The organism is Amycolatopsis echigonensis, from assembly GCF_002846615.1.
Taxonomy (GTDB): Bacteria; Actinomycetota; Actinomycetes; order Mycobacteriales; family Pseudonocardiaceae; genus Amycolatopsis; species Amycolatopsis echigonensis.
Map to the genome: position 1 here is coordinate 4,484,419 of NZ_PJMY01000003.1, position 12,801 is coordinate 4,497,219.

General features: G+C 69.2%; 11 protein-coding genes and 1 pseudogene. 9 read left to right on the top strand and 3 right to left on the bottom strand.

Annotated features, from left to right (window positions below):
- Positions 1 to 130: 130 nt before the first annotated feature.
- Complete coding sequence (locus ATK30_RS26325; protein ID WP_101437873.1) at positions 131 to 1,699, bottom strand: PucR family transcriptional regulator; 1,569 nt, start codon at positions 1,697 to 1,699, stop codon at positions 131 to 133.
- A gap of 107 nt (positions 1,700 to 1,806) precedes the next feature.
- Between ATK30_RS26325 and ATK30_RS26330 the strand changes: the two genes are divergently transcribed.
- On the top strand, positions 1,807 to 2,187 hold the full coding sequence (locus tag ATK30_RS26330; RefSeq protein WP_101437874.1) for a VOC family protein: 381 nt from the start codon (positions 1,807 to 1,809) through the stop codon (positions 2,185 to 2,187).
- On the opposite strand, the gene ATK30_RS26335 is transcribed toward ATK30_RS26330, so the two are convergent.
- Positions 2,141 to 2,662, bottom strand: a complete 522-nt coding sequence (locus ATK30_RS26335) for a hypothetical protein (RefSeq protein WP_101441084.1) — start codon at positions 2,660 to 2,662, stop codon at positions 2,141 to 2,143. The genes ATK30_RS26330 and ATK30_RS26335 overlap by 47 nt on opposite strands.
- Positions 2,663 to 2,833: 171 nt before the next feature.
- Here ATK30_RS26335 and ATK30_RS26340 point away from each other — a divergent pair, with 171 nt between their 5' ends.
- Positions 2,834 to 4,141, top strand: a complete 1,308-nt coding sequence (locus ATK30_RS26340) for a bifunctional o-acetylhomoserine/o-acetylserine sulfhydrylase (protein ID WP_101437875.1) — start codon at positions 2,834 to 2,836, stop codon at positions 4,139 to 4,141.
- Positions 4,138 to 5,265 (top strand): homoserine O-acetyltransferase MetX, encoded by a 1,128-nt coding sequence (gene metX / locus ATK30_RS26345; RefSeq protein ID WP_101437876.1) that lies wholly within the window; start codon positions 4,138 to 4,140, stop codon positions 5,263 to 5,265. Before ATK30_RS26340 ends, metX begins: the two co-directional genes overlap by 4 nt.
- Positions 5,266 to 5,358: 93 nt before the next feature.
- Here metX and ATK30_RS26350 read toward each other — a convergent pair whose 3' ends face one another.
- A complete protein-coding gene (locus ATK30_RS26350; protein ID WP_101437877.1) occupies positions 5,359 to 6,129 on the bottom strand; it encodes an SGNH/GDSL hydrolase family protein in 771 nt (256 codons plus the stop codon).
- A gap of 195 nt (positions 6,130 to 6,324) precedes the next feature.
- Between ATK30_RS26350 and ATK30_RS26355 the strand changes: the two genes are divergently transcribed.
- The 6 genes and pseudogenes from ATK30_RS26355 to ATK30_RS26380 form a co-directional block, all read left to right on the top strand.
- Entirely contained in the window at positions 6,325 to 6,915 is a 591-nt protein-coding gene (locus ATK30_RS26355) for an SACE_7040 family transcriptional regulator (RefSeq protein WP_167442011.1), read from the top strand.
- 52 nt (positions 6,916 to 6,967) lie between these two features.
- A complete protein-coding gene (locus ATK30_RS26360) occupies positions 6,968 to 7,465 on the top strand; it encodes a hypothetical protein (protein WP_101437878.1) in 498 nt (165 codons plus the stop codon).
- Between the two features lie 119 nt (positions 7,466 to 7,584).
- A complete protein-coding gene (locus tag ATK30_RS26365; protein ID WP_101437879.1) occupies positions 7,585 to 9,198 on the top strand; it encodes a carboxyl transferase domain-containing protein in 1,614 nt (537 codons plus the stop codon).
- Positions 9,199 to 9,203: 5 nt separating this feature from the next.
- Positions 9,204 to 11,189, top strand: a complete 1,986-nt coding sequence (locus ATK30_RS26370; protein WP_101441086.1) for an acetyl/propionyl/methylcrotonyl-CoA carboxylase subunit alpha — start codon at positions 9,204 to 9,206, stop codon at positions 11,187 to 11,189.
- Positions 11,186 to 12,343 carry an acyl-CoA dehydrogenase family protein gene (locus tag ATK30_RS26375; RefSeq protein WP_101437880.1) on the top strand — a complete coding sequence of 386 codons (1,158 nt, stop codon included), beginning with the start codon at positions 11,186 to 11,188 and terminating at the stop codon, positions 12,341 to 12,343. Before ATK30_RS26370 ends, ATK30_RS26375 begins: the two co-directional genes overlap by 4 nt.
- 235 nt (positions 12,344 to 12,578) lie before the next feature.
- A pseudogene (locus ATK30_RS26380) lies at positions 12,579 to 12,773 on the top strand (GNAT family N-acetyltransferase); the annotation flags it as partial.
- Between the last annotated feature and the right edge of the window lie 28 nt (positions 12,774 to 12,801).

Sequence of the window (12,801 nt, forward strand, 5' to 3'; positions counted from 1 at the left end):
GGCACCCCGAAGTTGATTGTGACTACGGCGCGGGGGTGGGGTGGGTGCCTGGTTGGCCGGGTGCGTCGGCTGCGGTTGGCGGTGGGGACTCATGCGGAAGCGTTGCGCGGCAACGATCTCAGCTATCAGGTCAGCTCCAGCGGAGCGCGATCAGCTGGGTGAGCAGGGCGAGCCGGACGTCGGGGTCGTCGAGGTTCAGCGGGACCAGTTCCAGCAGCCGTTTCATTCGGTATCGCAACGTGTTCGGGTGAATCCGCAGCCGTTCCGCGGCGGCGCGGGGGTCGCCGGGGTGGCGGAGCCATTCGTACAGGGTGTCGACGTACCCGGCGTTGCTCGCTTCGTCGTGCGCCTGCAGCACGCCGAGCGGGCCGAGTTCGGACACCTGTGCCGTTGCTGCCCCAGCGGCGGCACGGTGCAAAACCAGCGCGGTCCAGGCCTCGTCGTAAGCCACGACGCGACCCTCGACCAGTCCCGCCCGCAGCAGTCCCAGCGCTTCGTCGGCCTGGGCTCGCGACGCGGCCAGCGCAGTCGGATCGCCCGGCGCGCCCGCTGCCGCGCGCGGAAGCCCGCCCCGGCGAGACGCGGGTTGGGCGAGCAGCGCCTCCCGCAGTTCCGGCCAGCCGCCCTCGCCGGGACGATCCGGCACCACGACGTACAGCAACCCGCCCAAGTCGGCCGCGACCGGACGCCGTCCGAAACCCTGCGAAATCCGTTCCAGCAACGCCAGCAACAGGCCCTCGGCGTCCCGGCTGTCGCCACCGCTGACGTCCACGACAACTACTCGGTGCGGCTCGTCGGCCAGGTCCAGTTCGGCGACCACCCGGCGCGGCGGGACCTGTCCTTCCAGGACCGCGCGCAACAGTTCGGCGGAAGCCCGGCGCTGCGCGTCCGTGTGCGCGCGCCGCCGCAGCAGATGCAGTGCGACCACCGGGGCCGCGTCCGCGAAAGCCGCCGCGCGTTCCTCCGAGACCGGGCCCGGGACGACGGCCCACATCGAGCCCAGCAGTTCGCCGCCCATCCGGATAGGCACGATCAGCCGCGGCAGGGTGCCGTCGCGCTGGGCCGGGACGAAGATCGTTTGCCTGCCGCGGGAAAGCTCGCGGAAAACGCCGCGCGAACGGAACCGGGCCAGCACGTCGTCCGGGATGCGGCGGCCCATGATCGTCGCCACGCGCGCCGGGTCGGTGAGGTCCTGGCGCGCGGAGTAGGCGAGGACGCGCGAGTTGGTGTCCTCGATCGTCACCGACGCGTCGACCACCGCGGCCACCGCGTCGGCGAGCCGGAAAAGATCGCCGGAACCCGGATCGCCGCCTTCTTCGAGCGCTTCGGATTCGTCGGCGAGCGCGTCCAGAACCGTGCGCAACAGCCAGACCAGCTGAGCCCACGACGTCGCCGCGTGCACCTGGATCAACGCGATCCCAGCCGACTTCGCCGCGCGCCGCACCGACTGTTTCGCGGCCAGCGGCGGTTTCAGCAACACCGCTGCCGCACCCTGCCCGGCGCTCATCCGGATGAGCGCAGCGGCATCGGCCGACTCGATCGTGGCGACGCCCAGCACCAGGTCACCCGCCGCGATGGAGGACTCGGCGCCCGGCTCGGCGATCACCACGTCGCCGACCGCCGGACAGTCCTCCGGCACGAGAAGCGCGTGGAGCAGCGTGGGACCGACCCGGTCCACCACGCTGCGCACCGAAACCACAGCTACCTCCACCGCTTCTGACGTTCTTGCTGGAACGGTAGAAGACCGCGCCGGTTTCGCCACCCGCGGCACTAGATTAGGGCGATCGGGACGGAGCGGAGGACCGGATGAGCATTCAAGGCGTGCACAAGATCCTGGTCGAGGTGACCGACCTGCAGCGCGCGAAGACGTTCTGGAGCGAGATCGCGGGGTTCGAAGTGACCACCGACGTGCCCTACGACGACCAGGGCAACCGCTGGGTCGAACTGACCTCGCCGGACGGGACGGTCTTCGTGCTGAACGTGGTGCCGGAGGTCGGCCGCGGGAGCCGTCCGGAGCTGCCGACCGCCGGTTATTTCTTCTACGCCGACGACGTGGAGCGCACCTACCGCGAATTGTCCGCCAAAGGAGTGGATTTCCCGGCGAAACCGGAGAAGCAGCCATGGGGCTGGTGGGCCATGTTCACCGACTCGGAAGGGAACCGGTTCGCCTTGCAGCAGCGCGAGTGAACACCGTGGACCACGGCTTGAAGTACGACACCAGCGTCGCCAGCAAAAGCAGCGTCAGCCCGACACTCATCGCCCCCGTGCCCGACACCGCGTTCGCACCGACGATCTCGCCGCGCGACGCCTGCTCGCCGTGCGCGACGAAAGACGGGACCACCAGCAGGTTTCCGCCGGCGAACAGGGCAAGCGTCGCCAGCAGCTTCCACAGCACCCAGTGGTAGCGCACCAGCTTCCACTTCGTGCCGAGTCCGAGCACGACCCCGGTGGCCAGGGCGAGCAGGCTGGCCGGGAAATAGAGCGTCCCGGCGAGCACCCCGGCGATGACGTTCGCGCTGCGCGTGGTCACCGGATCGGAGCCGGCGATCGCGAGAATGCTGCACACCAGCACCGCGAGTTCGGCTCCGATCCAGCCGACCGACGTGACGACGTGGCCGAACAGGAACCACTTCCGGGTCGCCGGCCGCATTCTCCAGTCCATGCGCCTGAGCGTGCGCCGCACCGCGGGGTCGCGTCGTCCGTCAGCGTTCGGCATTTGTTCCTACGTCCGGGTGCGTAGGGCTCTCATCCCGTGAGACCTGTTGGGCGTTTCGTCCGGCCTGGTTAGCGTCGGCGCCCAGCCGACCCGTTCACGACCGCTAGGAGCGAGCACATGCCGGAAGACGCCACGAGCTGGTCCTTCGAGACCAAGCAGATCCACGCGGGGGCGGCGCCCGACCCGACCACCGGCGCCCGCGCGACGCCGATCTACCAGACGACCTCGTACGTCTTCCGCGACACGCAGCACGGGGCGGATCTGTTCAGCCTCGCCGAGCCCGGCCACATCTACACGCGCATCAACAACCCGACTCAGGACGTGCTGGAGCAGCGCGTCGCCACTCTCGAAGGCGGCGTCGCCGGGCTCGCGTTCGCTTCCGGCTCGGCGGCGGTCACCGCGGCGATCCTGACCCTGGCCAGCGCGGGCGACCACTTCGTCACCAGCCCGTCGCTGTACGGCGGCACTTACAACCTGTTCCACTACACGCTGCCGAAGCTCGGCATCGAGGTCACCTTCATCGACGACCAGGACGACGCGGAGCAGTGGCGGGCCGCGGTCCGGCCGAACACCAAGCTGTTCTTCGCCGAGACGCTGGCCAACCCGAGCAGCGCCGTCCTCGACATCCGCAAGGTCGCCGACGTCGCGCACGAAGCCGGGGTCCCGCTGGTCGTGGACAACACGGTGCCGACGCCGTACCTGGTTCGCCCGATCGAGCACGGCGCGGACATCGTCGTGCACTCGGCGACCAAGTACCTCGGCGGTCACGGAACGGCGGTCGCCGGTGTGCTGGTCGACGGCGGCACCTTCGACTTCGGCAAGGACCCGGCCCGCTTCCCGGGCTTCAACGAGCCCGACCCGAGCTACCACGGTCTCAAGTACTGGGAGGCGCTCGGCCCGGGCGCGTTCGCGGCCAAGGCGCGCGTGCAGATCCTGCGCGACACCGGCGCGGCGATCGCCCCGCTGAACACCTTCCTCATCCTGCAGGGCATCGAGACGCTCTCGCTGCGGCTGGAGCGGCACACCGCCAACGCGCAGGCTCTCGCGGAATGGCTGGAAGAGCGCGACGAGGTCGAGAAGGTCTACTACGCCGGTCTGCCGTCGAGCCCGTACCACGCGGCGGCGCAGAAATACCTGCCGCGCGGCGTCGGCGCGGTGCTGTCGTTCGAGCTGCGCGGCGGCGTCGAGGCGGGACGGAAGTTCGTCGACGGCACCGAACTGCACAGCCAGCTGGTGAACCTCGGCGACGTCCGCAGCCTGATCGTGCACCCGGCCTCGACCACGCACAGCCAGCTCGGCCCCGAGGAACAGGTCGCCGCCGGCGTCACGCCGGGCCTCGTGCGGCTCGCCGTCGGACTGGAAGGAATCGAGGACCTGAAGGCCGACCTCGAGGCGGGCTTCCGGGCCGCCAAGGCGGCGCTGTGACGGATCCCGGCGCGAGTCCCCCGCCCGTCACCGGCGCGTGGCGGGCAGGGGACCCACCCGGCAGACGGCACTGGTCCACCGGCCCCGGCGCACTCGCGCTGGAGGCCGGTGCGACCCTGCCCAGCTACACCCTCGCGTACGAAACGTGGGGAACGCTCAACTCCGACGGGTCCAACGCCGTCCTCGTCGAGCACGCTCTCACCGGCGACAGCCACGCCGCCGGCCCCGCGGAACCCGGGCATCCGAGTCCCGGATGGTGGGACGGCCTGATCGGCCCCGGCAAGGCTTTCGACACCGACGAACTGTTCGTCGTTGCCCCTAACGTCCTAGGCGGCTGTCAGGGCTCGACCGGACCGTCCTCGCCCGCGCCGGACGGCGAGGCGTGGGGCAGCCGATTCCCGACCCTGACCGTCCGAGACCAGGTCAACGCCGAAGCTGCACTCGCGGACGCACTCGGCATCGAACGCTGGGCCGCGGTCGCCGGCGGTTCGATGGGTGGGATGCGCGCCCTCGAATGGGCAGTAAGTCAACCCGAACGGGTGGCCTCCGCGCTCGTTCTCGCTTCGACCGCCCGCGCGTCCGCCGAGCAAATCGCCTGGGCCGCACCGCAACTGCACGCGATCCGAGGCGACCTGGCCTGGCGCGGCGGCGACTACTACGCCGCAGCCGAAGGCCCTTACCGAGGACTGGGCGTGGCCCGGCGGATCGCGCACGTGACTTACCGCTGCGAACCCGAACTGGAGACGCGTTTCGGGAACCGTCCGCAGCAAGACGAGGATCCGCTGGCCGGCGGCCGGTTCGCGGTCGAGTCCTATCTGGACCATCACGCGGACAAGCTCGCCCACCGCTTCGACGCGGGTTCCTACGTGGTGCTCACCGAATCCATGAACACCCACGACGTCGGACGCGGCCGGGGCGGGGTAGCTGCCGCCTTGAGCCGGGTCACCGCGCGCACCGTGGTCGCCGCGGTGGACAGCGACCGGCTTTACCCGCCATACCAATCGCACGAGATCGCGGCGGGTGTCGGCGCCGAGGCCACGGTGCTGGCTTCGCCGTACGGCCACGACTCGTTCCTCATCGAGACCGAGCAGATCGCGGCGCTGGTCAAGTCCCTGCTGGGCTGACCTCGCCCGCCGGACGTTCCGTGAAGGACTCCTTGAGGGAATCAGATTCCCTCAAGGAGCCCTTCACGGACTTCGATCCGGCCCTGCGAATGGTCAGCCGATAGCCGAGGTCAACGGCGAGTAATACCCGCCCCGCTGCCCGGCGGCGGTCGGGTGGTACGACTCGTCCACCGGCCAGGTCAAGCTGTGCAGGTAGTCGCTGGCCGCCGAGCAGATGTTGTGCCCGTCGAACGCCGGACGGACGTCCACGAACTTCCCGCCAGCGGCGGAAACCCGGGACGAAATCACCGAAGCGAGCGTGTCCGCCCCGGAGTTGATCGCCGACCGCTTGGTGTCGCTCAGCCCGACGTTGCACGATCCGGGCACGGTGTAGAACCGCGGATAGGACAGCACGACCAGCTGAGCTGCGGGGGCCTTGCTCTTGGCCGCCGAGTACACCTTGTCCAGCAGCCCAGGCAGGGTGTTCTGGGCGTAGGTCTTGGCGGTGTTGACCCGGTCCACGCAGGTCTGGTCGGTTCCCAGCGTGCAGGTCTTGATCACGTCGGTGAACCCGGCGTCGTTGCCGCCCACGGTGAGCGTGATCAAGGTGGCGTTGGACGGCATCGAGCTGATCTGGGTCAGCACGTCGCTGGTCTTCGCGCCCGAGCAGGCGAGGAAGGTGAAGGTGGTGCCGGAGTGGGCGTTGGCCCACAGCTGGCCGTACGCGTTGGCACTGCGTTTGCAGCTGCCGGAATCGCCGTAGCTCCCGGCGCCCACTCCGGAGGAGTAGGAGTCGCCGAGCGCGACGTAGTTTTGCGACGCAGCGCTCGCACCGGTGGCGAAGCCGAGCGAGGCAGCGAGAGCGACCCCCAGGGCCGCGCACATCCGAAGGACGCGTCGTGATGGTTGACGGGTGTTTGCAGCCATAGGTCACTCCTGTCGTGACAGCTTGACGCGGTAAAGCTTTACCAGGTGCAATCCCCACGAGACACCCCTGAAATCCGGGTGCGTCCACTTGGCTCAAGCAGGAAGTAGGACGGTAAGTTAGCGTTCGCTAACCGGGGGACCTACTATGTGCGGATGTCGGCGAATTCCCTCCCACTGGTGAACGGCGCGAAGCCGAACAGGCGGGAACAGATTCTCTCCGCCGCCGCCGAGCTGTTCGCCCATCACGGTTTCCACGGCGTCGGCATCGACGACATCGGCGCGGCCGTCGGCATCTCCGGTCCCGCGCTGTACCGGCATTTCCGCAGCAAGGACGCGATCCTCGGGGAAATGCTCAACTCGATCAGCCACTACCTGCTCGAAGGCGGCACCGCGCGCGCCGAGGCGGGCGGCACCCCGGACGAGCTGCTGGCCGCGCTCGTACGGTTCCACGTCGACTTCGCGCTCGAGCATCCGGCGCTCATCACCGTGCAGGAGCGCAATCTCGCGAACCTCACCGACGGTGACCGGAAACAGGTGCGCGCGCTTCAGCGCCAGTACGTCGAGGTGTGGGTGCGGGCGATTCGCGAAGCTGTGCCCGGTCTCGGCGAACGCCAGGCGCGGTCAGCGGCACACGCCGTGTTCGGCTTGATCAACTCGACGCCCTACAACCGCCATCTCGGTGACGGCGCGCTCGCCGATCTGCTGTGCCGTCTTGCGCTGGGTGCGCTTTCCGCGGCGGGCTGAGGCCGCGATCCGGGGTATCCCGCCGGCCGCCGGTCTGGTGTTTGATAGGCACGTGACCGCGGACCGGAGCGAAGGCGAGCAGCGGCTCGTCGAGAAGGCGCAGCGCGCGCTCGTCGCCATCAGCCTTGGCGAGGACACGGAGGCGCTGGAAGAGGTCACGCCCACGTCCGGGGAGCCCGCCGAACGCGACGAGGAAACCAAAGAGCTGATGCTGCTGCTCTTCGGCGAGTGCAGCGCGATGGTGTCCACCCTCGGCGACGGCGGCACCGCCCCGGTCAAGGTGCAGGTTTTCGACGAGGCGGGCGAAGAGGTTTCGATCGACCAGGCCGACCCGCCGGTCCGCACCGCGGTCCGCACGCTGCTCGCCGAGGTGCACGGCAACACCGCCGCCGCGCGCGAGCAGGTCGAGATCGCGTTGGCCAGCGCCGCCCCGAACGAGGTGGACAGCCTTCTGCTGCAGGCGCTGCGCTGGACGATCCGGCTGTCGGTCGCATGCCTCGAACGGGATCTGCCGGTGGCCGGCTGGATCTCCGACGCCGTCGCGGGCTGACTGTTCCCTCTTTCACCCGGTCGCGTGGCCGGGTGCTTCGTGCTGGGCTGGACAGCCGCGTTAACGAGCACTAACATCTCCGGCGGAGTTAACGACCGCTAACGTCTCGACGGAGAGCCATGGACACGCCGGTACTGCGCAGTTCCGCGGATCCGAACAGCGACACCTTCGCCCGCAGCGTCACCTCGCACGGAGAATTGGTCGAGGATCTGCACAAGCGGCTCGCCGCCGCCCGGCTCGGCGGGCCGGAGAAGTCGCGCGCCCGCCATGTGGAACGCGGCAAGCTGCTGCCCCGTGACCGGGTGGACACGCTGCTCGACCCGGGATCCCCGTTCCTCGAGCTTTCCCCGCTCGCGGCCACCGGGCTGTACGACGACGAGGCCCCGTCCGCGGGCATCATCACCGGGATCGGGCGGGTGTCCGGCCGCGAATGCGTGATCGTGGCCAACGACGCCACGGTCAAGGGCGGCACGTACTACCCGATGACGGTGAAGAAGCACCTGCGGGCGCAGGAAGTCGCACTGCACAACAACTTGCCGTGCATTTACCTGGTGGACTCGGGCGGCGCGTTCCTTCCGCGACAGGACGAGGTCTTCCCGGACCGCGAGCACTTCGGCCGGATCTTCTACAACCAGGCCACTATGTCCGCGCGCGGGATCCCGCAGATCGCCGCAGTGCTCGGCTCGTGCACCGCGGGCGGCGCGTATGTCCCGGCAATGAGCGACGAAGCGGTCATCGTGCGCAATCAGGGCACGATTTTCCTCGGCGGCCCGCCGCTGGTGAAGGCCGCGACCGGCGAGGTCGTCACGGCCGAGGAACTGGGCGGCGGCGATGTGCACGCGCGCCAGTCCGGCGTCGCCGACCACCTCGCGGACGACGACGCGCACGCCTTGCGCATCGTCCGCGACATCGTTTCCACCCTCGGCCCGCGGACGCCGCGGCCGTGGGACGTCAAAGCGGTCGAACCGCCCGAGGTGGACGAACGCGAGCTGTACGGCGTGGTGCCGACGGATTCGCGCACCCCGTACGACGTGCGCGAGGTCATCGCCCGCGTCGTCGACGGCAGCCGGTTCGCGGAGTTCAAGAAGGAATACGGCTCGACGCTCGTCACCGGGTTCGCGCACATCCACGGCCACCCGGTCGGCATCATCGCGAACAACGGCGTGCTGTTCGCCGAGTCCGCGATGAAGGGCGCGCACTTCATCGAACTGTGCGACCGGCGTTCGATCCCGCTGGTGTTCCTGCAGAACATCACCGGCTTCATGGTCGGGCGCGCGTACGAGGCGGGCGGCATCGCCAAGCACGGCGCGAAAATGGTCACCGCGGTGGCCTGCGCGCGGGTGCCGAAGTTCACCGTGATCATCGGCGGCTCCTTCGGCGCGGGCAACTACTCCATGTGCGGCCGCGCGTATTCGCCGCGGTTCCTGTGGATGTGGCCGAACGCGCGGATTTCCGTGATGGGCGGCGAGCAGGCGGCTTCGGTGCTGTCGACGGTGCGCCGCGACGCGATCGAGGGTCGCGGCGGCGAATGGTCCACAGAGGACGAAGAAGCCTTCAAGGACCCGATCCGCGAGCAGTACGAGGAACAAGGCAGCCCGTACTACTCCACTGCGCGGCTGTGGGACGACGGCGTGATCGACCCGGCGGACACCCGCACGGTGCTCGGGCTCGCGCTGTCGGCCGCGGCCAACGCGCCTTTGCCTGAGGTCAACTACGGCGTCTTCCGGATGTGATGAGCGTGTTCGACACTGTTTTGGTCGCCAACCGCGGGGAGATCGCGGTTCGCGTAATCCGGTCGCTGCGGGCGCTCGGAATCCGCTCGGTCGCGGTGTACAGCGACGCGGACGCCGACGCCCGGCACGTGCGCGAGGCGGACACCGCGGTGCGCCTCGGCCCGGCCGAAGCGGCGAAGAGCTACCTGTCGATCCCGGCGATTGTCTCGGCGGCAAAGGAAACCGGCGCGCAGGCGGTACATCCCGGATACGGCTTCCTCGCCGAAAACACCGCGTTCGCGCGGGCCTGCGCGGAGGCGGGGCTGGTGTTCATCGGCCCGCCGCCGGAAGCGATCGACAAGATGGGCGACAAGATCCGGGCGAAGGCCACGGTGTCCGCGGCCGGTGTTCCGGTGGTGCCCGGTGCGTCCGATATGGACATTCCGGAGGGCGGATTCGCCGAAGCGGCGGCGAAGGTCGGTTATCCGCTGCTGCTGAAGCCGTCCGCCGGTGGTGGCGGCAAGGGCATGCGCCTGGTGCACCAAGAGTCCGAATTGGAGGCTGCGGTCGAGTCCGCTCGCCGGGAGGCGAAGAGTTCGTTCGGCGACGACACCCTGCTCATGGAGCGGTTCGTCACCACGCCGCGGCACATCGAGATCCAGGTGCTGGCCGACACGCACGGCACCGTGCTGCACCTCGGCGAACGCGAATGCAGTCTGCAGCGGCGGCACCAGAAGATCATCGAGGAAGCGCCGTCGGTGCTGCTGGACGAGGCGACGCGGGCGAAAATGGGCGCGGCGGCCGCCGAAGCCGCGCGGTCCGTTGGGTACGTCGGAGCCGGCACGGTCGAGTTCATCATGTCCGCGCACAACCCGGACGAGTTCTTCTTCATGGAGATGAACACCCGGCTGCAGGTCGAGCACCCGGTCACCGAGATGGTGACCGGCCTCGACCTGGTGTCCTGGCAGGTGCGGGTGGCGGCGGGGGAGCCGCTCGGGCTGACGCAGGACGACGTGCGCCTCGACGGGCACGCGGTCGAAGCCCGGGTGTACGCCGAGGACCCGGCGCGCGGGTTCATCCCGACCGGCGGCACGGTGCTGGCGGTGCACGAGCCTTCCGGCGATGGGGTGCGAGTCGACTCGTGGATGTCGGTCGGCGCGGTGGTCGGTTCCAACTACGACCCGATGCTGGCGAAGATCATCGCGCACGGCCCGGACCGGGCGTCGGCCCTGCAAAAGCTGGATCGCGCACTCGCCGACACCGCGTTGCTCGGCCTCGGCACGAACATCGCGTTCCTGCGCGGCCTGCTCGCCGACGAGGACGTCCGCGCCGGACGGCTGGACACCGAACTGGTGGACCGGCGACTGTCCGCATTGGTCTCCTCGGACGTCCCGCCGGAGTTTTTCGTCGCCGCGGCGATGGATCGGCTGATCTCGCTGCAGCCCACCGGCGCGATCGTGGACCCGTGGGACATCCCGAGCGGGTGGCGGCTCAGCGGCCCTGGCGGGGTCACTTTCCGCTTGCGGACGGGGGAAACCCAGGCCGTGGTGCGGGTCGAGGGCACCCCGGCGGACGCTTCGGTGCGGGTGGACGACGCCGAACCGGTGCGCGTTTCCGCCCGCCGGGAAGGTGATCTGCTGGAAGTCCGCCGGGCGAACGGCGTGGAGCGGTACCGCTGCGCCGACGGTCCACAACGGACAGTGTGGCTGGCCCGCGAAGGCCGGTCGTTCGCGTTCGCCGACCAGGAGGTGACGCTGTCCTCGCGCGGCGAGGCGGCGGGCGCCGGTCCGGTGAAGAGCCCGATGCCGGGAACGGTGCTGGTGGTGAAGGCCTCCGAAGGCGACGTGGTGAGCGCGGGGACTCCGCTGCTGGTCGTCGAGGCGATGAAGATGGAGCACACCGTGACCGCGCCGATCGACGGTGTGGTGACTGAGCTTTCGGTGCGGGTCGGCCAGCAGGTCGCGCTCGACGAGACGCTGGCCGTGGTGAGCGCAGCAGAGGAGAAGCAGTGATCGACTTCCGGCTGGACGAGGAATACGAAGCGCTTCGCAAAACGGTCGAGGACTTCGCGCAGGCGGAGGTCGCGCCGGTGATCGGCCCGCTGTACGAGAAGGAAGAATTCCCGTACGAGCTGGTCGCCAAGATGGGCGAGATGGGCCTGTTCGGCCTGCCGTTCCCGGAGGAATTCGGCGGCATGGGCGGGGATTACTTCGCGCTGTGCCTCGCGCTGGAGGAACTCGCGCGGGTCGATTCCTCGGTCGCGATCACGCTGGAGGCGGGGGTTTCGCTCGGCGCGATGCCCATCTACCGCTTCGGCACCCAGGAGCAGAAGGAAACCTGGCTGCCCATGCTGACCACGGCCGAGGCGCTCGGCGGCTTCGGCCTCACCGAGCCCGGCGGCGGCTCCGACGCCGGGGCCACGCGCACGCGCGCCCGGCTCGACGGCGACGAGTGGGTCATCAACGGCAGCAAGGCGTTCATCACCAACTCCGGCACCGACATCACGAAGCTGGTCACGGTCACCGCGGTCACCGACGTGATGGAGAACGGCCGCAAGGAGATCTCGGCGATCATCGTCCCGTCCGGCACGCCGGGCTTCACGGTGGCCCCGAAGTACTCGAAGGTCGGCTGGAACTGCTCGGACACCCACGAACTGTCCTTTTCGGACGTCCGGGTCCCGGCGGAGAACCTGGTCGGCAAGCGGGGCCGCGGCTACGCGCAGTTCCTGTCCATTTTGGACGAGGGCCGCGTGGCGATCGCCGCGCTGAGCGTCGGACTCGCGCAGGGCTGCGTGGACGAATGCCTCAAGTACGCGAAGGACCGCGTCGCGTTCGGCCACCGGATCGGCGAGTACCAGGCGATCCAGTTCAAGATCGCGGACATGGAGGTCCGCGCGCACACCGCCCGGCTGGCGTACTACCAGGCGGCGTCGAAGATGCTGCGCGGCGAACCGTTCAAGAAGGAAGCGTCGATCGCGAAACTGGTGGCGTCGAACGCGGCGATGGACAATGCCCGCGACGCGACGCAGATCTTCGGCGGATACGGCTTCATGAACGAATTCCCGGTCAGCCGCTTCTACCGCGACGCGAAGATCCTGGAAATCGGCGAGGGCACCAGCGAGGTCCAGCGGATGCTCATCGCGCGCCACCTCGGGGTCGGCGCCTGAGACCCAGCGTCGCCGGGGCGTCCGGGCGGAGTCCCGGCGGCGCTGCTTCATTCGTCCCAGTGGTGGTTTCCCGTTCGCGTCGGCTGGGCCGCGCCCATCGACCAGGGACAACTCCGCCGCGCGGTCGCCACGGCACCCACCACCGAGAAGTCCTTATTGCGGGCTTATGGCGTTCACGGTCCGGCCTGGGGTCGCCGGAGACGCAGACGTGTTGCTGGGGTTCTTTGACGACGCCGTCGAGTCGCGGCTGCTTGAGTACTCGATGGACGAGGCGAAGCGGCGCGGGATCGACCTCGTGCGCGTCGACTGCTGGGCGGGCGGCGACGGCGATCTGCCGCGCTACTACGAGAGCCAGGGCTTCAAGCCGACCGAACAGTTCACCGTCGACGGCTGGCTCGGCCAGGTCCTGGAACAGCGGGTTGGGGGATAGCGGCACGTCCTGATCCGGAGGACGATAT

What these genes read in the sequence shown, in the direction of transcription:
- ATK30_RS26335 (WP_101441084.1), bottom strand. Translation starts at nt 2,662, where the DNA reads ATGGACTGGAGAATGCGGCCGGCGACCCGGAAGTGGTTCCTGTTCGGC.
- ATK30_RS26365 (WP_101437879.1), top strand. Translation starts at nt 7,585, where the DNA reads ATGGACACGCCGGTACTGCGCAGTTCCGCGGATCCGAACAGCGACACC.
- ATK30_RS26340 (WP_101437875.1), top strand. Translation starts at nt 2,834, where the DNA reads ATGCCGGAAGACGCCACGAGCTGGTCCTTCGAGACCAAGCAGATCCAC.
- ATK30_RS26330 (WP_101437874.1), top strand. Translation starts at nt 1,807, where the DNA reads ATGAGCATTCAAGGCGTGCACAAGATCCTGGTCGAGGTGACCGACCTG.
- ATK30_RS26350 (WP_101437877.1), bottom strand. Translation starts at nt 6,129, where the DNA reads ATGTGCGCGGCCCTGGGGGTCGCTCTCGCTGCCTCGCTCGGCTTCGCC.
- ATK30_RS26355 (WP_167442011.1), top strand. Translation starts at nt 6,325, where the DNA reads ATGTCGGCGAATTCCCTCCCACTGGTGAACGGCGCGAAGCCGAACAGG.